Origin of the sequence: Agrobacterium tumefaciens (assembly GCF_005221385.1) — a bacterium.
In the GTDB taxonomy this organism is placed as follows: Bacteria; Pseudomonadota; Alphaproteobacteria; order Rhizobiales; family Rhizobiaceae; genus Agrobacterium; species Agrobacterium tomkonis.
The window spans coordinates 38,878-63,665 of record NZ_CP039904.1 but is presented as its reverse complement, the minus strand read 5'-3'; the positions used below and the strand labels follow the sequence as shown (position 1 = coordinate 63,665).

At 60.0% G+C, this 24,788-nt stretch carries 22 protein-coding genes; 18 read left to right on the top strand and 4 right to left on the bottom strand.

Translation table 11 applies throughout. The features are described from left to right. Positions 1–365 precede the first annotated feature (365 nt). The 5 genes from CFBP6623_RS15515 (at position 366) to chrA (ending at position 5,976) form a co-directional block, all read left to right on the top strand. Positions 366–1,265, top strand: a complete 900-nt coding sequence (locus tag CFBP6623_RS15515; RefSeq protein ID WP_046800507.1) for a hypothetical protein — start codon at positions 366–368, stop codon at positions 1,263–1,265. A 49-nt stretch (positions 1,266–1,314) separates the two neighbouring features. Continuing rightward, complete coding sequence (locus CFBP6623_RS15510) at positions 1,315–3,183, top strand: tyrosyl-tRNA deacylase (RefSeq protein WP_052760247.1); 1,869 nt, start codon at positions 1,315–1,317, stop codon at positions 3,181–3,183. Positions 3,184–3,412: 229 nt separating this feature from the next. After that, the gene (locus CFBP6623_RS15505; protein WP_046800448.1) at positions 3,413–3,955 is read left to right on the top strand and encodes a hypothetical protein; all 543 of its coding nucleotides are present in this window, start codon (positions 3,413–3,415) and stop codon (positions 3,953–3,955) included. A 157-nt stretch (positions 3,956–4,112) separates the two neighbouring features. Then, positions 4,113–4,583, top strand: a complete 471-nt coding sequence (locus tag CFBP6623_RS15500) for a hypothetical protein (RefSeq protein ID WP_046800449.1) — start codon at positions 4,113–4,115, stop codon at positions 4,581–4,583. A gap of 184 nt (positions 4,584–4,767) precedes the next feature. Beyond that, positions 4,768–5,976, top strand: coding sequence for a chromate efflux transporter (gene chrA / locus CFBP6623_RS15495; protein WP_080842759.1), 1,209 nt, complete (start codon positions 4,768–4,770; stop codon positions 5,974–5,976). Between the two features lie 6 nt (positions 5,977–5,982). Here the strand turns inward: chrA and CFBP6623_RS15490 are convergent, their stop codons facing one another. Continuing rightward, positions 5,983–6,861 carry a LysR substrate-binding domain-containing protein gene (locus CFBP6623_RS15490; RefSeq protein WP_046800451.1) on the bottom strand — a complete coding sequence of 293 codons (879 nt, stop codon included), beginning with the start codon at positions 6,859–6,861 and terminating at the stop codon, positions 5,983–5,985. 133 nt (positions 6,862–6,994) lie between these two features. Between CFBP6623_RS15490 and ampC the strand changes: the two genes are divergently transcribed. The 3 genes from ampC (at position 6,995) to CFBP6623_RS15475 (ending at position 11,295) form a co-directional block, all read left to right on the top strand. After that, positions 6,995–8,152, top strand: coding sequence for a class C beta-lactamase (gene ampC, locus CFBP6623_RS15485; protein WP_046800452.1), 1,158 nt, complete (start codon positions 6,995–6,997; stop codon positions 8,150–8,152). Positions 8,153–8,353: 201 nt separating this feature from the next. Then, on the top strand, positions 8,354–9,763 hold the full coding sequence (locus tag CFBP6623_RS15480) for a GGDEF domain-containing protein (RefSeq protein ID WP_046800453.1): 1,410 nt from the start codon (positions 8,354–8,356) through the stop codon (positions 9,761–9,763). Between the two features lie 197 nt (positions 9,764–9,960). Further along, positions 9,961–11,295, top strand: coding sequence for a solute carrier family 23 protein (locus tag CFBP6623_RS15475; RefSeq protein WP_046800454.1), 1,335 nt, complete (start codon positions 9,961–9,963; stop codon positions 11,293–11,295). Here CFBP6623_RS15475 and CFBP6623_RS15470 read toward each other — a convergent pair. Next, on the bottom strand, positions 11,285–12,133 hold the full coding sequence (locus CFBP6623_RS15470; RefSeq protein WP_046800508.1) for a LysR family transcriptional regulator: 849 nt from the start codon (positions 12,131–12,133) through the stop codon (positions 11,285–11,287). The genes CFBP6623_RS15475 and CFBP6623_RS15470 overlap by 11 nt on opposite strands. 103 nt (positions 12,134–12,236) lie before the next feature. Here CFBP6623_RS15470 and CFBP6623_RS15465 point away from each other — a divergent pair, with 103 nt between their 5' ends. Further along, the gene (locus tag CFBP6623_RS15465; protein WP_046800455.1) at positions 12,237–13,571 is read left to right on the top strand and encodes an aspartate aminotransferase family protein; all 1,335 of its coding nucleotides are present in this window, start codon (positions 12,237–12,239) and stop codon (positions 13,569–13,571) included. Between the two features lie 138 nt (positions 13,572–13,709). Here the strand turns inward: CFBP6623_RS15465 and CFBP6623_RS15460 are convergent, their stop codons facing one another. Next, a complete protein-coding gene (locus tag CFBP6623_RS15460) occupies positions 13,710–14,606 on the bottom strand; it encodes a LysR family transcriptional regulator (RefSeq protein WP_046800456.1) in 897 nt (298 codons plus the stop codon). Positions 14,607–14,711: 105 nt separating this feature from the next. Here CFBP6623_RS15460 and CFBP6623_RS15455 point away from each other — a divergent pair, with 105 nt between their 5' ends. From CFBP6623_RS15455 to CFBP6623_RS15440, 4 genes are all read left to right on the top strand, one after another. Continuing rightward, positions 14,712–15,794, top strand: coding sequence for a 4-oxalomesaconate tautomerase (locus tag CFBP6623_RS15455; protein ID WP_080842757.1), 1,083 nt, complete (start codon positions 14,712–14,714; stop codon positions 15,792–15,794). Positions 15,795–15,840: 46 nt separating this feature from the next. Then, the gene (locus CFBP6623_RS15450; protein ID WP_046800458.1) at positions 15,841–16,842 is read left to right on the top strand and encodes an ABC transporter substrate-binding protein; all 1,002 of its coding nucleotides are present in this window, start codon (positions 15,841–15,843) and stop codon (positions 16,840–16,842) included. A 64-nt stretch (positions 16,843–16,906) separates the two neighbouring features. Further along, positions 16,907–17,674, top strand: coding sequence for an ABC transporter ATP-binding protein (locus CFBP6623_RS15445; protein ID WP_046800509.1), 768 nt, complete (start codon positions 16,907–16,909; stop codon positions 17,672–17,674). Continuing rightward, positions 17,661–18,437: an ABC transporter permease gene (locus tag CFBP6623_RS15440; RefSeq protein ID WP_052820062.1), complete on the top strand. Its 777-nt coding sequence runs from the start codon at positions 17,661–17,663 to the stop codon at positions 18,435–18,437. Before CFBP6623_RS15445 ends, CFBP6623_RS15440 begins: the two co-directional genes overlap by 14 nt. A gap of 105 nt (positions 18,438–18,542) precedes the next feature. On the opposite strand, the gene CFBP6623_RS15435 is transcribed toward CFBP6623_RS15440, so the two are convergent. After that, positions 18,543–19,454: a 2-dehydro-3-deoxygalactonokinase gene (locus CFBP6623_RS15435; protein ID WP_046800460.1), complete on the bottom strand. Its 912-nt coding sequence runs from the start codon at positions 19,452–19,454 to the stop codon at positions 18,543–18,545. A 115-nt stretch (positions 19,455–19,569) separates the two neighbouring features. Here CFBP6623_RS15435 and CFBP6623_RS15430 point away from each other — a divergent pair, with 115 nt between their 5' ends. The 5 genes from CFBP6623_RS15430 to CFBP6623_RS15410 all read left to right on the top strand — a co-directional run bounded on the left by CFBP6623_RS15430 (position 19,570) and on the right by CFBP6623_RS15410 (position 24,788). Then, entirely contained in the window at positions 19,570–20,478 is a 909-nt protein-coding gene (locus CFBP6623_RS15430) for a dihydrodipicolinate synthase family protein (RefSeq protein WP_046800461.1), read from the top strand. Then, on the top strand, positions 20,475–21,641 hold the full coding sequence (locus CFBP6623_RS15425; protein ID WP_046800462.1) for a mandelate racemase/muconate lactonizing enzyme family protein: 1,167 nt from the start codon (positions 20,475–20,477) through the stop codon (positions 21,639–21,641). The genes CFBP6623_RS15430 and CFBP6623_RS15425 overlap by 4 nt, the downstream gene beginning before the upstream one ends. Before the next feature lie 24 nt (positions 21,642–21,665). Next, complete coding sequence (locus tag CFBP6623_RS15420; protein ID WP_046800463.1) at positions 21,666–22,937, top strand: ABC transporter substrate-binding protein; 1,272 nt, start codon at positions 21,666–21,668, stop codon at positions 22,935–22,937. 83 nt (positions 22,938–23,020) lie between these two features. Further along, positions 23,021–23,947 carry a carbohydrate ABC transporter permease gene (locus tag CFBP6623_RS15415; RefSeq protein ID WP_046800464.1) on the top strand — a complete coding sequence of 309 codons (927 nt, stop codon included), beginning with the start codon at positions 23,021–23,023 and terminating at the stop codon, positions 23,945–23,947. A 10-nt stretch (positions 23,948–23,957) separates the two neighbouring features. Further along, positions 23,958–24,788, top strand: a complete 831-nt coding sequence (locus CFBP6623_RS15410; RefSeq protein WP_046800465.1) for a carbohydrate ABC transporter permease — start codon at positions 23,958–23,960, stop codon at positions 24,786–24,788.

The following is a 24,788-nucleotide window of genomic DNA, read 5'->3' as shown; positions in this document are numbered from 1 at the left end:
TTGTTGCACTCCCGCATCGCTCTCCCGAGGGGTATTAAAAAATACTCTCATAAATTGAGTGTTAAAGAGCACGTTGAAATATGTGCCCTTTTGGAACGGTTTGCGAGAGCGGCGATAATAACAATGTTATCGTCTGTTTTTATTGCATAATTTTATTTGGCTTCGGACGCGATATCTTTCGTTGGGCAATCGAAAGCACAATCTTTGATGGTTGTTTTCTTGGCCTTGGCGAGGTGACGGAAAGTGCATCCCGAAGCCGCCTGGCATCCGCATGTTTCTACCGAGTTTCTGGCGCGTCCGGCAGCAATGCCGGCTGGGCCGCGGCACGTCCATTCACCACCAATTCTCAGAAGGAGGATAAAGCGATGCAACTTCGACATGTTATTTTTGCCGGCCTTGCGGCAATTGCGATGCAGTTTGATATTCCGTCCATGGGTCAGCCGGCCATTGCAAATGCGGCCGCCCTCACCACCGAACAGGTGGCGGCGTTCCAGTCAAAACTTGAACAGGCGGAAGCCAGCCGGGAGCTGCTCGGCCGCCGATCCGTGTGCCTGATGGAACATCTGACGGCGCAGCAACAGCTCAGCGCCGAACGGGAGCGGGCGCTGGGAGAGGCCATGTACCTGCAGATCGAGCTGGAACGGCAGGTGGCGCAGTCCGAGACGGCCGTGAAGGGCTATGAAGAACTGGTTCAGTCTGAGAGCGAGAACGTCAGGGCGCGTCAGGCCGTGTTCGAAAAAGCCCGAAGGGAAAGGGACGAGCAGGCCAAGAGAGTAACAATATGCAGCGGCGTCCTCTTCTTCCTGCCGGGAATTTGCCAGGCCGGTGACGCCGCGGTGAAGGCGCTGGGCTGGATGAATGACGCGGAGAGGGAATATCGCATCGCACTGCCGCGACTGGACAATGCCCGGACGGCGCTTGAGGGCGTTCGCAACCAGCTCGAAAACAATCGCCGCCAGCTGATAGCGGCACAGCAGAGCCACGCGGAAAACCAGAGCGCAGTGAAAAATCTGGAAGAGCAGATCACCAGGCTCAAAGCGGCGATTTCCACCATCAACGGCAAGGTTCAGGACTTCAACATTCAGCTCGGCAATTTCACCAATGCCCTCAAGGAAGCGAGCGAGGTCAATCCTGACGACGCGAAAATACGTCAGGTCGACCGGCTGTCCGCCGAGATCGACGGCCTGACCAAGGACGTGCCGCAGTTCATTTCCTCCACCGAGGCCGGATTGCCTGAAGATGCCAGGAAACAATGCGGATCGTGAACGATCAACCCCATGACTCTCCGTAACAACCATCAACAGGAGCATGAAAATGAATAATGTCGTCAATCTCGAAAGCCGGGAAACCAAACTCAACAGCGCGATCGATGCCGATGTCGAAGCGATCGTGTCGAAGCCGGAATTCAGCCTTCCCAAGGCGGATACGGCGCTCGTCCGGTATTATGTTGATAAGATCCAGGGGACCTACGATGTCGAGCGCGCCAAGCGCGATACCGACAATGCGATCGACCTGCTCTACATCGCTTACAACACCACGCCGCAGGAGGAGGGCAAAATTCGCGGACGCATCAGCGCCATCATGGACAGCTTGATAACCGCGCAGCAGAGCAGTGAACTCACCATGAAACATGCGATGGATGTTGCCAATCGCATCCGCATTTCAGTCGACGACCTCTTCCCGGACTGGCTGGATGTCCGCGAGGGAAATGACCAGAGCGAGATCAAGGCCTTCGTCTCCAACGACCTGATAAAGCTCGCGAAAAATATCCGCGACAAGGCGTTGGAAGTGCGGGACGATCTCCTTAAGGTCGCCTCCACCTATGATGGCATCATCAAGGCAACGGCGCAGATCACCGATGCGAGCGAAATGGTCTTGAGCAAGCGTCTCGAAGACAAGGCGACCATGGAGCGGGAAATCCGCGAGGCCGATGCGCGGCGCCAGCAGCTGGAATCGCTTGTGAACGATCTGAAGGCACAGGTTGCGGAGTTCGAAAAGAAGGCCCGTGAATATGAAAAGCGGGCCAATACGGCAGAGGAGCGCGCCTTCATCATGTCGATCGTCCGGGTCGGCGCGCAGATGATTTCAAGCGCCATTCCCGCCATCGCTATGGTGGCGGGCGGTCCTGCCTCCATGCTGGCCTCGTCGGTCGGCGGCGCGCTTTCGGGACAGCCCAAGGGCGGCCAAGATGCGGACGGGCAGGGGCAGGGTGGCGGCTCCCGCACACCGACAACCGGCGGCGGAAAGGCGGATGGGGCCGCCACGCAGAGCAAGCTTTCCGAGCAGAAGGCCGAACTGCGCAAGAGCGAGGAAAAACGCGACACCTTAAAGACGGATATCAAGGCGCTGGAAGACAGCAGGTCGGCGCTGGCGAAAGATGCCGAGGGCACCGATCCGAAATCGAGCAAGGCCGTGGAACTTGCCGAACTTGATAAGCGTCTGACCGCGCGCGCCGCGGAACTGAAGACGCAGGAGGAGAAGATCGCAAGTCAGCAGACTCTGATTTCCAGTCTGCAGGCTTCACTCGACGCGCTCGACAAGGGGCTGGGCAAGCTCACCGACGAGCAGCAGCAACAGGCCGCAAGCCTGCGCGAAATGCAGATGAAGATGATCGACAAGGCGGAATCCTATGAGAACGAACGCCGTACCCAGGCCGCCGAACTCATAAAGATCAACGCTCTGCTGAAGGGAAAGCAGGCTGAGGACGATAAGATCAAGCTTGCGGTTCAATCCCTCAACGTCAGCATTACGGCGCTGAAACGCATGAAGGAAATCATTGAGGAAATCGCATTTTTCTTCAAAAGTTTCGCCGATTTCATGCAGGCCGTGGCCGACGATGCCGAGCACCAGATCAAGGCGATCGACAATGTGGCCGAGCTGGAGGTCATTCGCAAGAACCGTCTCGCCCAGCTCGTTCGCTCCGTCAACGAGTTCTTCGTCAGGCAGACCGCCCAATGGTATGCGGTCGGGACCGTCAGCGACAGGTTCAACCGCAGCTTTGCGGACGGATGGTCAAAGCTCAACAAGCTGCAGGGGACATATCTCACCGGCACCGGCCTGACGAACTATATGGCGGAAGCCTCGGAAAAGCTCTCGGCCATCGTCGCCGAACGCGAGGCCGCTGCGGACGCAAAAATCGCATCGCTGCAGGCCTATCGTCAGGATCTGAGCAAAACAGCCTGATCCCTTGAGATCCTGCCGTTCCTTTTCCGGCCCGGCAGGAAGCGTATCCATGGTCTCAGCCGGAATCGTCCTCCTTGGCATGGATCATAGGCAATGTCCTGCCGGCGAATATGCCGGCAGGACGGCTAGGAACGAAATCTCACCATTCACCAACGCAAAATCAACGACGGGCATCCGGCCGCCATCGAAGCGCAACCCGTGCCGTGTCACTTTAAGGAAGGAGAATATCATGCCGACAGTCAACAATCCTCCGGCGCTGGTCGCTCAGGAAACGCCCTCCTGGTGCTTTGCCGCCGTGGAGCAGATGGTGCGGGCCTATCGTGAACTTGCCGCCGCCACGCAATATGCCATCGCAAGACGTAACACCGCAGCGCTTGCGACCGTCGACCCGGAGGTTCAGGAGCGCTGGGAGCTGGCGCTCATTCTGGATCAATCCGCTGCGATCGATGAAATGGGCGGCGCCAACCCCGACAGCAACATCGTACGGCTGGTTTCCAGCCAGTGGAACGCCTTCGATCATGCAACGACCGGCGGCCACTTCGTCGCCGATCTGACACCGGAGATCGTGAGAGGCGAGATCGACAACAACCGCGTCTTCGTCATCGGCACACATATCCATTATTACGTCGTCTATGGTTATACCGAGGCAGGCAAGGATCTCGAACTTCACATCCTCGATCCATGGCCGACAGGGCATGGCGGCAGCAGAACGCGCATTGGCCTGCAGGAATTCCTCGGGATGGCCGGCCACACCGCCATCACCTTCGGCTAAGCCTGCAAGCAGAATGTCGGCTGCGCGCAAAGGCGCATAACGGCACCAGACGTCTTGCCGGAGGCATTCCGGCACCCAGCAACCCCTCAAAATCATGCCAACCTGTCCTTACCATCAAAGGCCGGGAACAGCTGGCTCATGTCCAAAGGAGACACATATGCCAATTCTCAGCGATTTCATGATCAAGCATATTCGCCCTTTCAGCGAGGACGGTTACAACACATTTGGCAACACCCAGACCATCGAGTTTCTCGCGGAGCTGGGACTCGACATGAACGACATCCTCAATATCCTAGCGGCATGGCGCAAGGCAGCCTTGGCTGATCCCAGGAAAGACGGCGATGTCTTCGCCGAGGCCGCAAATGCTGTTGCCCAGGCGCGGTGGGAGTCTCTCTACAAAACCGGCAAAAGCACAGTCATGTTTCTCGACGCGGTTCAGCTCGAATCCCTCAGCCAGCTCGCACCTGGCCCGGACAGTGACTTTACATGGAGACCCAAGACGCCGATCGCGGTCGCGGTAACCATCCACAGGAAAAGCAAGCAGTATGAAATCACTCTGGGCGCGGCCGGTTTCTCCGGCGGCACCGATGAGCGGGGATGGATATCCCACTTCTCCGAATTGCTGTAGCGGTTCCTTATGACATCAAGACACGCCGGAAAGTCAGCGACTTTCCGGCGTCGACATGACCGGCCCCTTCATATCCCTGTCGCAATAGTGTCTGATACCGACATGATTTTTTTGATACCCATTTGTGTTGACGAATAGCCGTTGCACGCTCAGGGAGCTTTTCGTGAAGCCGTCAACGCAAGCAATGCCAGCCGAAGCCGACAGCCAAAAAAACGGCACTCCCGGTGAAGTTTTCGCCGCCTTCCTGAAGCTCGGCGTTACCTCTTTCGGCGGACCCATCGCCCATCTCGGTTATTTTCGCGATGAGCTGGTCGTGCGGCGCAAATGGATCGATGAGGCCGGTTATGCCGATCTTGTGGCGCTCTGTCAGTTTCTTCCCGGTCCGGCTTCCAGCCAGGTGGGCTTTGCGCTCGGGCTTTTGAGGGCGGGGCCGCTCGGCGCTCTCATGGCCTGGACGGCCTTTACCCTGCCATCCGCCATCCTGCTTTTGCTGTTTGCCACCGTTGCCGCTTCGATCGAGGGGCCGGTCGGCACCGGCCTGCTGCATGGCCTCAAGATCGTCGCCGTCTCCGTGGTGGCGCAGGCGGTCTGGGGCATGGCAAAAAGCCTTGCGCCGGATCGGCAGCGCGCCAGCATCGCACTTGCCGGCATTGTCTGTGTGGTTTTTCTGGCCGGAGCTTTCGGGCAGATCCTGGCGCTTGCCGTCGGCGCCATTGCCGGGCTTGCCTTCTGTCGCAACGGTGCGGTGCGGGACGCTTCCCATCTCCAGTTCCGGGTGTCGAAAAGCGTCGGATATATCGCGCTCACAGCCTTCATCCTGCTTCTTGGCCTGCTGCCGCTGCTTGCGGCTGTGGCGGGATCGCAGGGCCTCTCTTTGTTCGATGCGTTTTATCGTGCCGGCGCGCTGGTCTTCGGCGGCGGTCATGTGGTCCTGCCGCTGCTGCAATCCGAGGTCGTCGCCACCGGCTGGGTGACGGAGGATGCATTTATCGCCGGATATGGCGCGACACAGGCCGTTCCCGGCCCGCTTTTCACCTTTGCCGCCTATCTCGGTGCCGTGGTGGCGCCGCAGCCGAACGGCGTTGCCGGTGCAGCCATTGCCCTCATTGCAATCTTCCTGCCGGGCATGCTGCTTCTCATCGGTGCGCTGCCCTTCTGGGAAGGGTTTCGCCGGCATCTTCTGGCGCAGGCGGCCATGCGCGGAGCAAACGCCGCCGTCGTCGGCATTCTTGGTGCCGCACTTTATGACCCGGTGTGGACCAGCGCCATCTTCACGTCGAAGGATTTCACACTGGCCCTTGCGGGTTTCATCCTGTTGACGGTGTGGAAGACGCCGCCATGGGTTGTGGTGGTGATCTGTGCTGCGGGCGGCGTTCTGCTGGCGCTGCTGTAAGCCATGTCAGGCAAATTCCGCATGGGTCAACATCCAGTCCGAAAAGGCCAGCATGGCTGATGTCTGCGGTTTGGATTGCAACCGGGTCAGCCAGTAGCTTCCAAGCGATATGGTGACGGGGAAGGGCTGGATGATTGCCCCGGAAGCCAGATGCCGCGAAAACATCGATGGCGGTGCCAGCGCCACGCCCAGCCCCTGCAGCGCGGCCTCCATCATGCCGAGCGAGGTGTCGAAAACGATCCCGGCATTCACCTGGGCTGCCGGCGCCACACCGGCCGCCGCAAACCATGTGCTCCATTCGTCGGACCGGTAGCTGCGCAAAAGCGTCGCCTCGACAAGATCGGCGGGCGTTTTTAAAGTTTCCGCCAGTTTGGGTGTGCACAGGGGTGAAAGCGGCGCCTCGAAAAGCCGGAAGGCATCGGTGCCGTGCCATGAACCCTGACCAAAGCGGATGGCAAAATCCAGCCCTTCGGCTGCCATGTCTACCCGGTTATTGTTGGTGGAAACCCTGACATCGATGAAGGGATGCTGTTTTTGAAACTCCTTCAGCCGCGGCAGAAGCCAGCCGACGGCAAATGTGCCGACCACCCCCAGAAACAGCAATTCGCGCACCTGTCCGGCCTCGATCCTGTCGAGCGTGGTCGCCATCTGGTCGAAGGAACTGGTAACGGTGGGTAGAAGCGCTTCACCCTCGGCGGTGATTTTCAGCCCGCGCGGAAGCCGTTGAAACAGCGAGACGCCCAGCCGCTTTTCCAGCACCTTCACCTGCTGGCTCACCGCCGCCTGCGTGACGCAGAGTTCGATGGCTGCACGGGTGAAGCTGAGGTGTCTTGCCGATGCTTCGAAGGCCCGAAGACCGTTCAGGGGAAGAAATTGCCGAACCATTTGAGACCTAGATTTTCTTGTATCTCTTCCGAGATATCATGGTTTGTTCGTGCAATGTAGGGCCGCTAAAGCTCTTTCGCTGGGGACGGCGCAAGCGCCGGTCATCGACCTGAGGTTTTGGAGAATGCGAAAGATGAAACTCAATCACGGACATATCGCCCTTGCCGCGCTGCTCTCGGCCGGCCTGTTCACACAGGCCTCCGCCGCCGATGAAGCGAAGCTGAAGGCAATAACGGATGCCGCGATAAAGCCGGTCATGGAGAAAAACGGCATTCCGGGCCTGGCCGTCGCCATCAGCGTCGATGGTGAAAACCATGTATTCACCTATGGCGTCACGTCGAAGAGCACCGGCCAGCCGGTGACGCCGCAGACCCTGTTCGAACTCGGCTCGATCAGCAAGACATTCACGGTCGCGCTCAGCACCTATGCCGAGATGAATGGCCAGCTGTCGCTGTCCGGCAAGGTCGCGGACTATCTTCCGTCCATGAAGGGCACACCTTTCGGCGATGTTGCCCTGATGCATCTCGGCACCCACACCGCCGGCGGGTTCCCGCTGCAGGTGCCTGATAACGTCGAGACGGAACAGCAGCTGCTGGCCTATCTCAAGGCTTGGAAACCGTCATATAAGGCCGGAACCCACCGTACCTATGCCAATCCCAGTATCGGAATGCTTGGTTACGTTACCGCAAAGGCCATGGGCCAGAGCTTTGATGATGCGATGCAAGGCACGCTGCTGCCCGGACTGGGCCTGAAGAACACCTTCACCGTGGTGCCGAAGGCAAAGATGGGGGATTATGCCCAAGGCTATAAGAGAAACGGCGACCCGGCCCGGGTGACGCCGGCCATCCTCTCCTCGGAGGCCTACGGCGTCAAATCCTCGGCAAGCGACATGATCCGTTTCATCAATGCCAATATGGGTCTTGAGAAGCTGGATGGAAAAATGCAGCAGGCGCTCCTCAACACCCATACGGGGTATTTCAGTGTCGGCGCGATGGTGCAGGACATGGTCTGGGAACAATATGCCTATCCGGTTGCTCTGAAGACGCTGGTGGACACGAATTCCGGCGCCCTTTTGAAGACGGTTCCGGTCTCCGAAATCACCCCGCCGATGAAACCGCGTCAGGATGTCCTCATCAACAAAACGGGTTCCACCAATGGTTTTGGCGCCTATGTGGCTTTCATACCGCAGCAGAAACGCGGCGTCGTCCTTCTGGCCAATAAAAACTATCCCAATGAGGATCGTGTCGCCCTGGCCTATGAGATTTTGACGGCGCTCGACAGGGCGGAATAATACCCGTCGGGCGGTCTGCTGTCCGCCACCCGTGCGCGGGAGCTCAATCGCTCCCGCGTCAAGGCGGACTGCGCTTTCATCGAAAGCGCCCGCCGGTGTCGGGAACCAAGTGTTAACCGACCCGTTTGAAATTCCCATCGTGGTAACTGCGGTGAAACGTGCCGTGTCGAAAATGACATCCGACAAATAATCGGACCATAAATGACGATGCGTTTCACCCAACTCAGGCTTGCCGGACCGGCCGCAGTGCTTATCGCCATATTGCTGGCGGGGCTGGCGGCCATTCCCTATTACGGCGTTGCGCGTCTCGACGCGGAGCTTCGCCAGCGGCAGGAAACGCTGGTCGGACGCAACATCTCCATATGGATTTCCGACGTGGAGTTTGCGCTAACTGCGTGGACGATCTGGGACGAATCCATCGCCAAGATCGACAATCTCTTCGATCCGGAGTGGACCGACCGGAATATCGGACGGTCGCTCATCGGCACCTCGCGTACACGTTTCGTCAGCATTCTCAACGGTGAGGGCGATCTGATCTATTCGAAGACGGATGACGAAGTTTTGCAACGCCCGTTTTTTGCCCGCGGCGCGGATGTGATTGCGCAGGACGCGCACTCGCTTGTGGATGCCGTGCGCGCGAAGGAACGCGGCGAAAGGCCGGAGGGGATTCCGCAGCCGATCGCCTTCAGCAAGATCGAGGTGATCGGTGATGACGCCGTCCTTTTGACAGCCAGCCTCTTCCAGTCGGACTTCAGGACAGCGACACCCCGTGGTGAACGGGCGCCGGTGCTCATTTCCGCAATTCCCATCGCCGGCAGCCTGCAGGAGTTTCTCGGAAACCGCTTCCTTCTGGACGATGCTTCCGTTGGGCCGGCCGGCAGCGTTCCGGCAAAGCGCGCAAGGGTGGAAATCGCCATGGGGCCAAATGGGCAGGCACAGGCGCTGTCCTGGCAGCCGCTGACCCCGGCGCGGGATCTGCTTCGTCAGTCCCTGCCGCTTGCCGTCACGGTTCTTGTCGTCCTCATAGCCGGCGGCATCTTCGCGGTGCGGATGTCCCGCCGCGCGGTTCATTCGCTTGTCGAGGCCGAAAAACAGATGCGGCACGCCGCTACCCATGATTTCCTCACCGGGCTGGCCAACAGGTCGCTCGTCGCATCCGAATTCGCCAGACTGTCACAGCAGGGACACCTGACTGTCGCCTGCCTTGATCTCGACGGTTTCAAGGCCATCAATGACAGCCACGGACACGCCGCCGGTGATGCCTTGCTCAAGGCGGTCGCCGCCCGCCTTCGCGCAGCCTGTCAGGAGCGCGACGTGGTGTTCCGGTTGGGCGGCGATGAGTTTGCGGTGCTGATGCCCGCCATTTCCCTTGCCGAAGCCGAGATGCGCTGCCGCCAGCTGTGCGTGCTTCTCTCCGAGCCCTATATTGTCGATGACGGCGTGATGATCATCGGTGCATCCTTCGGATTGAGCAGCGTTACCGGGGCGGAAACCTCCTGCGACGAGGCCTTCCGCTGCGCGGACGAGGCGCTTTACCGCGCCAAGGGTGAAGGCCGCGGCAAGGTCATGACATCGCTCTGCGAGATCGAGCCCGTTCTCCGGTTCGGCTGAACTGAGGGGTGGGTAACCCCTTGATGCCCGATGACAGCAGCCGGCAATCGCGCTACCGGAGATTGGATGCGCCGCCACCGATTCGGTCCGGGACGACGGTCGCATATCACATAAAGACAAATCTTTTTGCACGGCTGCGATCTGCAACGGGGACGTTCGTCAAATCGCGCCGGCCGCTTTCTGGGGGACAGACGACGATGAGCGATACAGGTGGCTATTTTCCGCGCTGGCGACTGAAAACCGAAGGGCGCATCATGCCGGATGAGCGGTTGCCCGCCGGGCAGACCGCAGTTCTCGGTCTGCAGCATGTCGTCGCCATGTTCGGCTCCACGGTGCTTGCGCCACTGATCATGGGGTTCGATCCGAACGTCTCCATCCTGTTTTCGGGCATCTCGACGCTGATTTTCTTCATCGCCGTCGGTGGCCGCGTGCCGAGCTATCTCGGTTCGTCTTTTGCCTTCATCGGTCCCGTGCTGGTGGCAACCGGTGCCGCCGCCGGTGCGGCGAGCCCCAATATCGCGCTCGCCCTTGGCGGCATCATCGCTGCGGGCGTGCTTTATGCCCTGATCGGCGTCATCGTCATGATTGCCGGCCATAACTGGATCGAACGGCTGATGCCGCCGGTTCTGACCGGCGCCATCGTTGCGGCGATCGGTCTGGTGCTGGCGCCGATTGCCATAGCCAGCGCCTCCGGCACCGGCCCCGGCAATCCCGATGGCGACCAGCTGTCGCGCTGGATTGCAATTTTGACCGTCACATCCGTCGGCGCCATTGCTGTCTATGCGCCCGGCATGGCGCGACGCCTGCCCATCCTCCTCGGCGGGGCTATTGCCTACATCGCCTATCTGGTACTGGCCAACGGCTTCGGCCTCGGCAAGCCGGTGGATTTTTCCGGCGTTGCAGCCGCGTCCTGGTTTGGATTGCCGACATTCACCACGCCGGTATTTTCCGCCTCGGCAATCGCGCTGATCGCGCCTGTCGTTGTCATTCTGGTGGCGGAAAATCTCGGGCATATCAAGGCGATCGGCGCGATGACCGGCCGCAACCTCGATCCTTACCTTGGCCGCGCCTTCATCGGTGACGGCATCGCCACCATCTTCTCCGGCGCGTTTGGCGGAACCGGGATGACGACCTATGCCGAGAATATGGGCGTTATGGCGATTACCCGCATTTTCTCGACGCTGGTTTTCATCGTTGCGGCGCTGGTGGCCATCATTCTCGGCTTCTCGCCGAAATTCGGCGCGCTGATCCAGACGATACCGGGACCCGTCATTGGCGGCCTATCCGTCGTGGTGTTCGGTCTGATCGCGGCGACTGCCGGGCGCATCTGGGTGGAGAACAAGGTCGATTTCTCCGAGCCGCGCAATCTCATCACCGTGGGCATCGCGCTGGTGCTGGGTGCCGGCAACTTCAAGCTCAATGTCGGCGGTTTTACGCTTGATGGTATCGGCACGGCGACGATCGGCGCCATCGTCTTTTATCATCTCCTCAGCCTTGGTGCCTCGGCTCGGGGAAATCACGCTAAAGACTGAGGCCCGGAAGAACCGCACGAATGTGATCGCCAAGCGCCTTGGCCGCCGATGATGTCTGGGGATCGGAAAATGCGAGGGCTATTCCGATCGTCGGCAGCGGCGGCAGGCCACTCCTGACGATGTGGAGGTCGGGCGGAACGGCTGTTTTCGTCAGCACGCTGATGGCGTGGCCGGAGCGGGCGATGGCGATGAGGCCTGAAAGGCTGGTGCTGGCAAAGGCGACCCGGTAGCGACGATTGACGCTTTCCATGGCATCGCAGGCCGCGCGGTGATCCAGCGTCGCCGGTGCCGAGAGCGCCAGCGGCAACACATCCTTGGCCAGCAGATCCGGGTCCGGCCTGTCCGCCACCCAGACGAAACTCTCCCTGCGCAGAACCTCGGGATGATCCGGATCGGCCTGCGAGACCAGCGCCATGTCGATCTGGCGGCGGCGCAGCAGCGGATGCAGCTCGATGGTCGGCGCGCAGACCATCCGCAGGTCGACTTTCGGGTAGGTTGCGCAGAAGCCGCGTAGCAGCTCCGGCAGGAAGGCGATGGAATAGTCTTCCGGGCATCCAAGGCTGACGGTTCCCTGAAGGATCGCCTCGCTCATATCCGCAAGGATTTCATCGTGCCGGGCAAGCAGCGCATTGGCGTGCGCAAGCAGCTTTTCTCCTGCCGCAGTGACCCGCACTCCCGAACCCGTTCGTTGCAGCAGGCTGCGGCCCACCTGTTCCTCAAGCCGCTGCATCTGCGTGCTGAGCGCCGATTGCGTGCGCCCGACCTGCATGGCGGCGACGCTGATGGAGCCGGTGCGGGCGACGATGACGAAGTTCTTTAAAAGCGTAAGGTCGAGCATGGCGATATCAAAATTATCGATATCTGCTTCAGATACTATCAATTGGACTGTATCCGCAAGGGCCTGTTACCGTTCTTCAGGATCACCTCTTGGGGAACGTGCCATGGACAATATTTCGAAAAACGCCATTTCGTTGAACGATGAGCCGGCCTTCTGGGCCGCCGCCAACAAACACCTGACCCGCTATGGGCCGGCCTTCGAGGAAATCATCGTCGAACGCGCCGAGGGAAGTTTCGTTTACGATGCGGATGACCGCGCCATTCTCGATTTCACCTCCGGCCAGATGAGCGCCCTGATCGGCCACACCCACCCGGATATTGTCGCCACCGTCAACCGGCAGATGGCCTCGGTCGCGCATCTCTTCTCCGGCATGTTGTCACGCCCCGTCGTCGAACTTGCAGCGCGGCTGGCAGCGCTGGCGCCCGGTCTCGACCGTGTGCAATTGCTGACAACAGGGGCGGAATCCAACGAAGCGGCGATCCGCATGGCAAAGCTCGTCACCGGCGGCCATGAGGTCGTGGCTTTTGCCCAGAGCTGGCATGGCATGACCGGCGCTGCGGCGTCTGCCACCTATAGTGCCGGCCGCAGGGGTTACGGCCCGGCGACGGCCGGTTCGCTGGTCATTCCCGCCCCGAATGCCTATCGCCCGCGCTTCCGCAACCCGGATGGATCGAATGACTGGCAGGCCGAGCTTGACGACGCCTTCGAGCTGATCGATCGCCAGTCGACCGGCAATCTCTCCGCCTTCATTGCCGAGCCTATCCTCTCAAGCGGCGGCATTCTCGAATTGCCGCTCGGTTATCTCGCCGCCCTGAAGAAGAAATGCGAGGAGCGCGGCATGCTGCTCATCCTCGACGAAGCCCAGACCGGCGTCGGCCGGACGGGGCATATGTTCGCCTTCCAGCGCGATGGCGTGACGCCCGACATCATGACACTCTCCAAGACGCTCGGCGCCGGCCTGCCGCTGGCAGCCGTTATGACAAGCGCCGAAGTGGAGCAAAAGGCCTTCGAGCGAGGCTTCCTGTTCTATACCACCCATGTGTCCGATCCGCTGCCGGCGGCTGTCGGTGTGACGGTCCTCGATGTGGTTGCGCGTGACGGTCTCGTGGAACAGGCGATTGCCCGCGGAAAGCGCCTGAAGGACGGGCTTTTATCCTTGCAGCAGCGGTTCGAATGCGTTGGCGACGTGCGCGGTCGCGGGCTCCTGCTCGGGCTGGAAGTCGTGGCAGACAGGCATACGAAGGCCCCGGGTTTCGAACTCGGTGCCCGTATCATGCAGGAAGCGATGCTGCGCGGCATGAGCATGAATATAGTCAAGCTGCCCGGCATGGGCGGCGTCTTCCGCATCGCCCCGGCGCTGACCGTGTCGGATGCCGAAATCGATCTCGGGCTGGATATTCTGGCGGATTCCATCGAAGCCGCGCAGGCCGTGCGATAGGGCGGTGACGCTCGCCTGACGCTCAGATTTCAGGCGAGCGGGTGCGGCGTGATCCACTCGGTGCGACGAGGCTTTAGGGAAGCCCGTTGCCGTACCCGTTAGGCCGGTCGATCTTCGCGTCATGTCTCCCGGCCGGGGCTATTGTGTTTTCCAGGTTTCAAGCAGCATCCCGACAAATTTTTCCGCTGCCGGGGAGAGTGTGCTGCTTCGCCTCTGCACGATGCCGATCGTGCGTGAGACGACGGGATTGACGATCGGGCGACTGACGAGAAAGGGGTGATCGTCCTGCGGTGTCGCCAGTCGCGGCAGCACGGAAATCCCCAGTCCCGCTTCCACCAGCCCAAGCGAGGTGTTGAGGTGGGTCACCTCGTAAAACCAGTTCAGCTTCAGATTGTGTCTTGCGAGCGCGCCGTCAAGAAGTGTCCTGTTGCCGCTGGAACGGTCCACGACGACAAGCGGATAGGCCTCCAGCTGGTTCCACTCGATTGTTTCGAAAGCCGCCAGCGGGTGATCCTTTCGCATCGCCAGCACGAAGGGGTCGTCGATGAGCGGTTCGAATGACAGATCGGGATCGGAATTGCCCATCAGGTTGATGCCGAACTCGACCTCACCTCTGGCGACGGCCTGCAGCCCCTCATTGGCCGTCAGATCCCGGATACGCAGCCTTATATGCGGATATTGCTGGCTGAACGCCTTGATGACGGCGGGAAGAAAATAAAATGCCGCTGTCGGAACGCACGCCATGGTGATGAGGCCGCGTCGCTGCGCGCCGTCCTTCATCGCAAAAAGCGATCCGTCGAACTCCTCCAGCATGCGCCGGACAAGCGGAATGACTTCCTGACCCATGGCTGTCGGCGCCACATGGCGGGTGGTTCTTTCCAGAAGCGGAGCGCCAATCGTCTGCTCCAGTTTCTGGATGCGCCGGGTCAGTGCCGGTTGCGAAATATGGAGCGCTTCCGCCGCTCTATGAAAGCTTTCCATTTCAACCACGGCTTGAAAAGCCCGCAAATCCAGAATCTCGCAATTAATGCTCATATCGCAATAATACCCCTAAACATTGCATTTAACAGATTAGCGTCTTTTGCCCATATTGCAACAACGAAGCGGATTGATCCGCTAAATGCAAGATTGAGGCGTGCGATGAATGATCTGCTTAAGATACCCTGTGTGCTGATGCGCGGCGGAACTTCGCGCGGACCGTTCTTTCTCGCCTCCGACCTTCCGCGTGATCCACGACAGCGCGATTCAGCCCTCCTGTCGATCATGGGGTCGGGGCATCCGCTTCAGATCGACGGCATTGGCGGGGGTAATCCCGTGACGTCGAAAGTCGCCATCATCGGGCCTGCAACCGTCGAAGGGGCCGATATCGATTACCTGTTCGCGCAGGTCCGCACCGACCGGCAATATGTGGATTATTCTCCCAATTGCGGGAACATGCTGGCCGCCGTCGGGCCTTTTGCGATCGAAGCGGGGCTTGTTGCGGCTCATCGGCACGATACAGTGGTGCGCATCCACAATGTGAACACCGGCAAGCTGATCGAGGCGAAGGTGCCGACGCGCGGCAACGAGGTGATTTATCTTGGCGATGCCTCGATCGACGGAGTTCCGGGTCTGGCCGCGCCGATTGCCCTGACTTTCGTGGATGCCGCCGGGGCGAAGACCGGCAGATTGTTGCCTACGGGAAACCCTCTCGACACGATCGACGGGGTGGATGTGACGGCCATAGACTGTGCGATCCCGATGGTTCTCATACGCGCAGCCGATCTCGGCGTCAGCGGATATGAAGATCCGCAAAACCTGAGCGGTAACAGGGACCTTATCGAGCGGATGAGCCGCATACGAATTCAGGCCGGCCGGCAGATGGGAATGGGGGAGGTGAAGGACATGGTAATACCAAAGCCCGTGCTGGTCGCTCCGGCGCGCAATGGAGGCACACTTTCCGTGCGTTATTTCATGCCGGACGAATGTCATCCCGCCCTCGCGACAACGGGTGCTGTGGGGATTGCCCGGGCGGCCGTGACGGAGGGATCGGTGGCTTTCGAACTTGCCGGAAGTCCGTCCGTACCGACCCAGATCCGCCTCGAACATCCCGCCGGCCGCCTCGACGTGCAACTGGAGATGCGCAACGGGGCAATAACGGCGGGACTTGTGAGAACGGCCCGCAGGCTTTTTGAGGGTTTTGCCTTCGCCAAACCAGTCGCTGCAATCAACGACGCAGCTTAGACAACAGTCAGTAATTCAAAACATCGCAAACCGGGAGGAGACCCATATGCGTAAATACCTGCTTGCAACAGCCGCGCTCTGTGCGCTGGCGGCATCTGCAAATGCCGAATCCGTGAGAATGAGCGTTGGCTCGTACAATCTCAACAACCTGCCTTTTCCTGTCGCCGCCAGCCTCGGCTTCTACAAGGATGAGGGCCTTGACGTGACGACAGAGAATTTTGCCCAGGGCGGCTCGAAGGTCCTGCAGGCGCTGGTTGCGGGTTCGACGGATGTCGCCGTCGGCTTTTACGATCATACCATCCAGATGCAGTCCCAGAACAAGCACGTCATCGGCTTCGTCCAGCTTGCCCGCAATTCGGGTTTGGTGCTTGCGGGAAAGAACGATACCGACTTCGATCCGGCAAAGCCGGAAACCATCAAGGGCAAGAAGGTCGGCATCACGTCTCCCGGCTCGTCCTCGGATTTCTTCATCCGTTATTACATGAAGCAGCACAATCTCAGCGACAATGACATCTCCATCATCGGTGTGGGCTCCGGAGCTGCGGCGGTGGCTGCGCTGCAGCAGGAAAAAATCGACCTGCTCGTTAATTACGATCCGGCCGCGACGATTGTGGTCGAGCGCGGGCTGGGCAAAATCCTCATCGATGCGCGAAGCGATCAGGGCGCCAGGGATGTTTATGGCGGCATCTATCCCACCTCGGTGCTCTATGCGACGCAGGAATATATCGATGTCCATCCGGAGGTGATCCAGAAAGTCACCAATGCCACCGTGCGGGCATTGCACTGGATGAAGCAGCATTCGGCCGAGGAAATCGTCGACAGGCTGCCGGATGATTTCGTCTCCGGCGACAAGAAGACCTACATCAAGGCTGTCGAAGCGGCCAAGGCGATCTTCTCCGAAGATGGCAGGTTCGAGCCGGCCGATCTGGAAACGCCGCTGGCGGTTCTTAAAAGCTTCAACGACGCAGTCGCCAAGGCAACGATCGACCTCAACACCACCTATACCAACAAGTTCGTCGAGGCCGCCGCCTCGAAGGCTGCAAACTGAGGGGGGCGAGATGTCATCACCAGTCAGAAAGCTAGAGCCCGTGACCGAATTCAAACCCCAGCCCATGGTGACAATCGACAACGTGACCATGGCTTTCGGTTCGTTCGTTGCCGTTCAGGACGTGAACCTCGAAGTGGGCGATGGAGAGTTTCTCTCCATCGTCGGCCCAACGGGATGCGGAAAATCCACCATCCTCAACGCCATTGCGGGACTGCTGAAGCCGGCGCAGGGGAAAGTGGCCATTGACGATGTTCCGGTTCAGGGCGTGCAGAACACCATCGGATATCTTTTCCAGCAGGACGCGCTGCTTCCCTGGAAGACGGCGTATCAGAATGTCGAGCTTGGCCTGCTGTTCCGCGGCGTTCCCGAACATGAGCGGCGTCAGAAGGTTCTGGCATGGCTCGAAAAGGTCGGGCTGAAGGGCTTCGAAAGTCGTTTTCCACACCAGCTTTCGGGCGGGCAGCGCAAACGTGTCCAGATGGCGCAGGCGCTCATCACCGAACCGAAGGTCATTCTGATGGATGAACCCTTCTCGGCGCTGGATATCCACACCCGCCATCTGATGCAGAACGAGCTGCTTCGGTTATGGCAGGAAGACCGTCGGGCGGTGGTCATGATCACGCATGATCTCGAAGAGGCGATTGCGCTTGGAGACCGCGTCGTCGTTCTCGCTGCCGGTCCCAAAAGCCGTGTCATCGAAAGCTTCCCCGTTGATCTGGAACGGCCGCGCAACGTTGCGGAAATCAAACTCGATCCGAAATTCATGACCCTGTATCGCGACATATGGGCATCGCTGCGCGGTGAAGTGGAGAAAAGCTATGCAAGCCGTTAATGTTCGTATCATTCAGGTCGTGCTTCTGGTGGTGCTTCTGGGCGGCTGGCAGCTCGGCGTCACCTCGGGAGCGATCGACCGCTTCTTCTTCCCGGCGCCTTATGACATCGTCATGCAGGTGGTCACCTGGGTTGCCGATGCGGGTTTTTACAAGCATGTCGGCATCACGCTCAGCGAAACGGTGCTCGGTTATCTCATCGGTACGGGCCTTGGCGTCGGCGCCGGCGTATGGCTGGGGCTAAGCCCCTTTGTCGCCCGCGTGCTGGATCCCTTCATCAAGGCGGTGAACGCCATTCCGCGTGTCGTTCTGGCACCGATTTTTGTCCTGTGGCTGGGCCTTGGCCTGTGGTCCAAGGTTGCGCTTGCGGTGACGCTCGTCTTCTTCGTCACCTTCTTTAACGCCATGCAGGGCGTGCGTGAGGTGAACCCCGTCGTGCTTTCCAACTCCCGCATTCTCGGCGCCAAGCGTTCTGATCTGCTGCGCCACGTCTATTTTCCGGCGGCGGCCAGCTGGATATTGTCGTCGCTGCGTACATCCGTGGGATTTGCGGTGGTTGGCGCCATCATCGGTGAATATCTTGGGGCTTCGGCAGGCCTTGGTTACCTGATCGCCCGCTCCGAAGGGAATTTCGACGCGGTGGGTGTCTTTGCAGGCATCATCATTCTCGCCGTGTTCGTTCTCATCATCGACCTTATTCTCGATATTGCCGAGAAGAGGCTGATCACCTGGCGGCCGAATGCGGGTGAAGAACGACCTGCCTGAGGTCTGGCTTTTGCTGATACCAAACGAGGCGGCCCTTGGGCCGCCTCGTTTCATGAAATGGACAGGCTCTGTCCTGTCGGGATTGCACCCGGCGATAGTCTGCGCTCAGGAAAGCGTCTGTTTGAGGACGGCCAGTGCCCCCTTGGTCAGGACGTCGTCCGCGCCCACTGATGTCTTGAGCCCGAACACATCTGCGGCAACCAGATAGAGATCGTTCAGTCCATCATTGCCGACGATAGCTGCCTCGTCTCCCTCCGCATACCATCCGGCATCGCGGGCTTGCCGAAACTCCTGCCCGATGACCAGTCCCCGCACATAGGACCGCAGCTGATCCGGCGAAAGCCGGCCGGCAAGCCCGCCTGTTCGCGCTGAAAACAGCAGCGACAGCATGGCGGCGGATCGTTTTGCCTCTTTCAGGCCCCAGCGATAGGCCTCCGGATCATCGACCGGCGGCTGCGTTGAACCGCGCGCGATGAAGGAATGATTGATGAGCAGGTTGAAGATTTCACCGGTCACGAATGTCTGGAAGCCGTCAATCCGCCCCGCCTTCACCCGCGCCCATTTGCTGTGGGTTCCGGGGATGATGAGGGTGGCGTCTTCGCCAAGGCCATGGCCGACGATCTGGGTTTCTTCGCCGCGCATCACATCCGGAAAGGGCTGGCGGGCGGGATCGTTCAAACCGGGCAGGAAGACGAGATCGGACCCGTTCGGCAGCGACTTGCGCACCGTGCCGGCGGCAAGTTCTGCCGGGCCTGCCGGGCACGGCACATAAGCGACTTCAACCCAGCCGTTACGGCTGGTGATCATGCCGAGTGCGGCGACGGGCAAAGCCCCGTGGCGAGAGAACCAGGGTGCGAGTGCAGCCATCAGCGCCGCCTCATGTTCTCCCTTGCCAAGGCTCGAAATACCGTCGGCGGTTTCCAGGTGATCCAGTTCTTCGCCACTTTCACTGACGAGCGCCGCCCTCAGTGATGTCGTTCCCCAATCGACGATGATCGATGTCGCTGCTGCTGCCATGTCTTGAACCTCCTCGTTCATTTCATCTTGGGGCTTGTCATAGGGTGCGAGTCTATGTAGTGTCAATTAGTGAATTCAAGGTATCAAAATATGATACTTAATTGGGAGGAGAAAAATGGTGGCTGGCCTCAAGGGGATTTTGCCTGTTCTGCCCACGCCGTTTCTGGCTGGTGGCGGCATTGACGAAGCGGGTATGAAGCGGCTGGTAGTCTTCGCGCTCGACAAGGGTGTGGATGGTGTCGTGTTTCCCGGTTTCGCCAGCGAGGTGGAGACTTTGAATGCTGCCGAGCGCGCTACGCTGCTGAAGATCGTCGTGGATGCGGTGGCCGGGCGGGTGCCTGTTGTGGCTGGCGCCAGTGCGGCCGACTGGCGTGACGTGGTCGAGCATGGGCGGGCGGCATCGGCGCTCGGCATTCGCCACCTGATGGTGCAGCCGCCCAAGTCGGTCGGCACGGATGCGCCGGCGCTGATCGAATTCCTCGGCAAGGTCGTCGAGGCGCTGCCCGAGGTTGAGATCATCCTGCAGAACGCGCCTGCGCCGCGCGGCTCCGACCTTTCCCCGCAGGCGATCGTGGAGATCGTGCGCTCCTTGCCGCAGGTGACCTATGTCAAGGAAGAAACGCTTCCCGCCGGCCCGGCCATCAGCCACATCATCGCCCATGCGCCTTCGACGCTGAAGGGCGTCATCGGCGGCGGCGGCGCGCGTTACATTCTCGACGAATATGCCAGAGGTGCAACGGCGGCCATGCCGGCGCTGGAGATCGCCGAGGAACATGTGGCCATCGACCGCGCGCTTGTTGCCGGGCGTCAGGAAGAGGCTCGCCGGATTTATGTCCGCACCCTGCCGCTTCTGGTTTTGCAGGCGGTCTATCGCATGCGGCTGACCAAATATGTGCTCGCCCGTCGCGGTGTGATCGAAGGCGTCGGTGTGCGTGCACCGACACCCGAGCTTGATGCGGCGGCCATTGCCGATATTGACGCCAATCTGGTCGAACTTGGCCTCGTTGCCGCGGAGGCTGCATGAACAGCCCCATCGCAACCGTCGAAGTCTTCACGCTGACCCAGCCGCGCAAGGTGCCCTATCTCGGCGCGCTCAGGGAAGGCGAAGTGGTCAATCCCAACGGCTACATCGTGCGCAAGGGCAATCGCACGGTCTACCCCACCTTCGACCGCAGCGTGCTGGTGCGCATGACCACCGAGGCCGGCATTGTTGGCTGGGGAGAGACCTATGGCATCGTCGCTCCCGGCGCGGTCGCCGCCCTCATCAATGATCTTCTCGCCGGTTTCGTGATCGGCCGCGATGCGTCCGATCCTTCGGCTGTTTATGACGACCTCTACGACATGATGCGGGTGCGCGGTTATACCGGCGGCTTTTACGTCGACGCGCTCGCCGCGCTCGATATCGCGCTCTGGGATATTGCCGGGCAGGAAGCCGGCAAATCGGTTCGCGACCTTCTCGGCGGCGGGGTAGATACGTTTCCGGCCTATGTTTCCGGCCTGCCTGAAAGGACGCTGAAGGCGCGCGGGGAACTGGCGAAATACTGGCAGGATCGCGGTTTCAACGCCTTCAAATTCGCAACGCCGGTGGCTGATGATGGCCCGGCGGCCGAAATTGCCAATCTCCGGCAGGTGCTTGGGCCCCAGGCGAAGATCGCCGCCGACATGCACTGGAACCAGACACCGGACCGGGCGCTGGAACTGATTGCCGAAATGCAGCCCTTCGACCCGTGGTTCGCCGAAGCGCCAGTCTGGACGGAGGACATTGCCGGTCTGGAGAAGGTTTCGAAGAATACCGACGTGCCGATTGCCGTCGGTGAGGAATGGCGCACCCATTGGGATATGCGCGCCCGCATCGAACGCTGCCGCATCGCTATCGTGCAGCCGGAAATGGGCCATAAGGGCATCACCAATTTCATCCGCATCGGCGCCCTTGCCGCCGAGCACGGCATTGACGTGATCCCGCACGCCACCGTCGGCGCCGGCATCTTCCTTGCCGCCAGCCTGCAGGCATCGTCGACATTGTCGATGTTGAAGGGACACGAATTCCAGCACTCGATCTTCGAGCCGAACCGTCGCCTGCTGGACGGCGACATGGATTGCCGCGAGGGCAGGTATCACCTGCCATCGGGACCGGGACTTGGGGTAAGACCGTCGGAGGCGGCGCTCGGTCTGATTGAACGTATCTGATTTGGTTTTTTGGAGGAGGAAACCATGACCAAAAGAATGAAAAAGCTGGCGCTCAGCACCGCGACCGCCGTCTTGATGACCATGGGCGCTGTTGCGCCCGCCATGGCCGATACCGTGCTGAAGTTCATTTCCTGGCAGACCGATGATGCCGGAACGGGCGAATGGTGGCATTCCGCCATCGCCGCCTTCGAGAAACAGCATCCGGGGGTGAAGATCGAATTCACCAAGGCGGAGCGCAGTTCCTACGCGGATACGATGACCACGCTTTTCGCCGCCAACCAGCCGCCGCAGATCGTGCATCTGGCGTCCTTCGAATTCCAGATGTTTGCCGATAGCGGCTGGCTGGAACCGCTCGACCCGTGGCTGAAGAAGGACGGCATCGACATGACCGGCTGGGCCGGCCAAAAGAAATGCGAATGGAACGGCGAAACCGTCTGCATCATGACCAACTATTTCGGTTTCGTCATGGCCTATAACAAGAAGCTGCTGGAAGAAGCGGGCGTTGCGGTTCCGAAGACCTATGACGAGTTCCTGGCCGCTGCAAAAGCCACGACCAAGGATCTGAACGGCGACGGCATCATCGACCAGTTTGGCACCGGCCATGAAACCAAGGGCGGTCCGGGGCAATATCTAACGGAAATGCTGAACTACGTCATCGATGCCGGCGCCTACTGGACCGACAAGGACGGCAACATCACCATCGATACGCCGCAAATGGTCGAGGGCCTTTCACGCTGGAAAACCGTGATGAAGAGCGGCATCAGCCCGGTGGACATGAGCGCCAGCGACGTGCGCAAGCTGTTTGCCGATGGCAAGATGGCCATGCGGCTCGATGGACCGTGGCTTTATGGCACGACTGAAAAGGGTTCGGCCAAGAGTGACATCGTTTATGTCGCGCCGCCGCTTCATCCGCCGCTTGGCGGCTCGTCCAACGTGCTGGCCATGCCGGCCGATATTCCCGACGACCAGAAGGCATTGGTCTGGGATTTTATCAAGCTGACGATGACGCCGGAATTCCAGCGCAGTTACGCTACCCTTGGCGGCAACACCCCGCCAAGCCCGAAGGCGGATGTCTCGGGTGTTGAAAAGACCATCCCGCATTTCCCGGTGCTGATCGAAACCATGAAGGCCGCGTCTGAAGCCGGTATCGACCGCATTCCGACCGGTCTTGAGCTTTTCTACAACGAGTTCAGCAAGATGGTGATGGAAGAAAGCCAGCGGATGATCATTCAGGATCTCGATCCGGCGGAGGTGGCCAAAACCATGCAGGCAAAGGCCGAAGCCATCAAGGGTTGATCCCCCATTGTCCTGATCTTGTTGTCCTGCCATGGCCCGTAAAGGGCCATGGCCATCATTCGCATCCGGCAGGAGGACCATCCATGACCGAACCCGTTCGGGCTGGGCGTCGCAAGTTCTTCGATCTTGCGCGTCCCAGCCGGCAACATCTCCTCGGCTATATTCTGATCGCGCCCGCGGTCCTGATGGTTGCCGCCATCATCGTCTGGCCGCTCGTGCTGGCCATCGACCTGTCGTTCCAGCAGGTCAAGATACCGCGGCTTGGCGGCGCCAGCCGGCCGTTTTCGCTGAGCAATTACACATGGCTGTTCTCGTCGCCGGAATTCTGGCTGGCCTGCTGGGTAACGCTGAAACTGGTCATCGTCGTTACCGCCGGCAGCGTCGCCGTCGGTCTCAGCACGGCGCTTCTTGCCAATAACCGTTTCAAGGGCCGCACCGTCGCGCGGCTGGGAATGGCGCTGCCCTGGGCCGTGCCGGAAATCATCGCGGTCGTCATCTTTGCGTGGATGTTCGACACGTCCTTCGGCCTGTTCGGCTGGCTGGCGATCAAACTCGGTTTTACCGACCAGATGATCCCGTGGGTCAGCAGTTCCACGGCCGCATTCTGGGCAGTGGCGATCACCATGGTGTGGAAGGGCTTTCCTTTCGTCTCGATCATGTGTCTGGCTGGCCTGCAGTCCATTCCCGCCGATTATTATGCGGCGGCGAAGGTCGATGGTGCGAGTGTGTGGCAGCGTTTCCGCTGGATCACCATGCCGCTTTTGATGCCGGTTCTGGGCGTGACGCTGGTGTTGACGCTGCTGTGGGTATTCCGCGACTTTTCCATCATCAAGGTTCTGACCGGCGGCGGGCCGCTGCGTTCAACCCAGACACTGTCGATCATGACCTATGACCAGGCCTTCCAGTATCACAATTTCGGCCGTGCCGCCGCCGTCGGCGTGCTGACGCTGGTGATCTGCATCGTCGCGAGCCTTCTGATGCTCGGCCGGCGTTCGAAATCGATCTATTGAGGAGGCTTTGATGAAACGGACATTTTTACAGAGCCTTGCCCTTTACGCGACTGTGATCTTCACGCTGGTGATGATCCTGTTCCCGGTCTACTGGCTGCTGGTCACGGCACTTTCCACCACCGATGAGCTGTATCGCCTGCCGCCGACCTTCTGGCCTGACGATCCGCAGTGGGACATCTTCGCCCGCGTCTGGGCGGCAAAACCGATCCTGCTGTGGCTTTGGAACTCGATGCTGGCGGCCATCGGTTCGGTGGCTCTGTCGATGCTGGTCTCGGTCAGCGCCGGTTATGCGCTGTCGCGTTATTCCATGCGGGGCGGCGCGACCATGGGCCTCTTCGTCCTGACGGCGAAGATGCTGCCCGCGACGCTGCTCGTCATTCCGCTGTTTTCGATCTTTTCCAGCTTCGGCCTGATCGGCAGCCTGTGGACGCTGGTTCTGGCGCATTCGACAATGATCATTCCTTTCGCCACATGGATGCTGAAAGGCTATTTCGACACCATCCCGAAGGAACTGGAACAGGCTGCCATGGTCGACGGCTGCTCGCCGATCGGCGCGATGGTGCGCGTCGTGCTTCCCATCGCCACACCGGGGCTCGCCGCCACCGCACTTTATGCCTTCGTGCTCAGCTGGGCAGACTATGCCTATGCCCGCACCTTCCTCGTCAACTCGCCGGACAACTGGACGGCCAATCTCGGCATCACCACGATGCAGGGCGAATATGTCACCTACTGGAACGACATTTCCGCCGCATCCGTGTTCATCGCGCTGCCGATCATCGCAATCTACCTGTTCCTGGAACGTTATTTGGTCGGCGGCCTCACCGCTGGCGCGGAGAAATAA

Bases quoted from the DNA above. Each gene is read 5' to 3' on its own strand.
- CFBP6623_RS15515 (WP_046800507.1), top strand. From the start codon at position 366: ATGCAACTTCGACATGTTATTTTTGCCGGCCTTGCGGCAATTGCGATG.
- CFBP6623_RS15510 (WP_052760247.1), top strand. From the start codon at position 1,315: ATGAATAATGTCGTCAATCTCGAAAGCCGGGAAACCAAACTCAACAGC.
- CFBP6623_RS15505 (WP_046800448.1), top strand. From the start codon at position 3,413: ATGCCGACAGTCAACAATCCTCCGGCGCTGGTCGCTCAGGAAACGCCC.
- CFBP6623_RS15500 (WP_046800449.1), top strand. From the start codon at position 4,113: ATGCCAATTCTCAGCGATTTCATGATCAAGCATATTCGCCCTTTCAGC.
- chrA (WP_080842759.1), top strand. From the start codon at position 4,768: ATGCCAGCCGAAGCCGACAGCCAAAAAAACGGCACTCCCGGTGAAGTT.
- CFBP6623_RS15490 (WP_046800451.1), bottom strand. From the start codon at position 6,861: ATGGTTCGGCAATTTCTTCCCCTGAACGGTCTTCGGGCCTTCGAAGCA.
- ampC (WP_046800452.1), top strand. From the start codon at position 6,995: ATGAAACTCAATCACGGACATATCGCCCTTGCCGCGCTGCTCTCGGCC.
- CFBP6623_RS15480 (WP_046800453.1), top strand. From the start codon at position 8,354: ATGACGATGCGTTTCACCCAACTCAGGCTTGCCGGACCGGCCGCAGTG.
- CFBP6623_RS15475 (WP_046800454.1), top strand. From the start codon at position 9,961: ATGAGCGATACAGGTGGCTATTTTCCGCGCTGGCGACTGAAAACCGAA.
- CFBP6623_RS15470 (WP_046800508.1), bottom strand. From the start codon at position 12,133: ATGCTCGACCTTACGCTTTTAAAGAACTTCGTCATCGTCGCCCGCACC.
- CFBP6623_RS15465 (WP_046800455.1), top strand. From the start codon at position 12,237: ATGGACAATATTTCGAAAAACGCCATTTCGTTGAACGATGAGCCGGCC.
- CFBP6623_RS15460 (WP_046800456.1), bottom strand. From the start codon at position 14,606: ATGAGCATTAATTGCGAGATTCTGGATTTGCGGGCTTTTCAAGCCGTG.
- CFBP6623_RS15455 (WP_080842757.1), top strand. From the start codon at position 14,712: ATGAATGATCTGCTTAAGATACCCTGTGTGCTGATGCGCGGCGGAACT.
- CFBP6623_RS15450 (WP_046800458.1), top strand. From the start codon at position 15,841: ATGCGTAAATACCTGCTTGCAACAGCCGCGCTCTGTGCGCTGGCGGCA.
- CFBP6623_RS15445 (WP_046800509.1), top strand. From the start codon at position 16,907: ATGGTGACAATCGACAACGTGACCATGGCTTTCGGTTCGTTCGTTGCC.
- CFBP6623_RS15440 (WP_052820062.1), top strand. From the start codon at position 17,661: ATGCAAGCCGTTAATGTTCGTATCATTCAGGTCGTGCTTCTGGTGGTG.
- CFBP6623_RS15435 (WP_046800460.1), bottom strand. From the start codon at position 19,454: ATGGCAGCAGCAGCGACATCGATCATCGTCGATTGGGGAACGACATCA.
- CFBP6623_RS15430 (WP_046800461.1), top strand. From the start codon at position 19,570: ATGGTGGCTGGCCTCAAGGGGATTTTGCCTGTTCTGCCCACGCCGTTT.
- CFBP6623_RS15425 (WP_046800462.1), top strand. From the start codon at position 20,475: ATGAACAGCCCCATCGCAACCGTCGAAGTCTTCACGCTGACCCAGCCG.
- CFBP6623_RS15420 (WP_046800463.1), top strand. From the start codon at position 21,666: ATGACCAAAAGAATGAAAAAGCTGGCGCTCAGCACCGCGACCGCCGTC.
- CFBP6623_RS15415 (WP_046800464.1), top strand. From the start codon at position 23,021: ATGACCGAACCCGTTCGGGCTGGGCGTCGCAAGTTCTTCGATCTTGCG.
- CFBP6623_RS15410 (WP_046800465.1), top strand. From the start codon at position 23,958: ATGAAACGGACATTTTTACAGAGCCTTGCCCTTTACGCGACTGTGATC.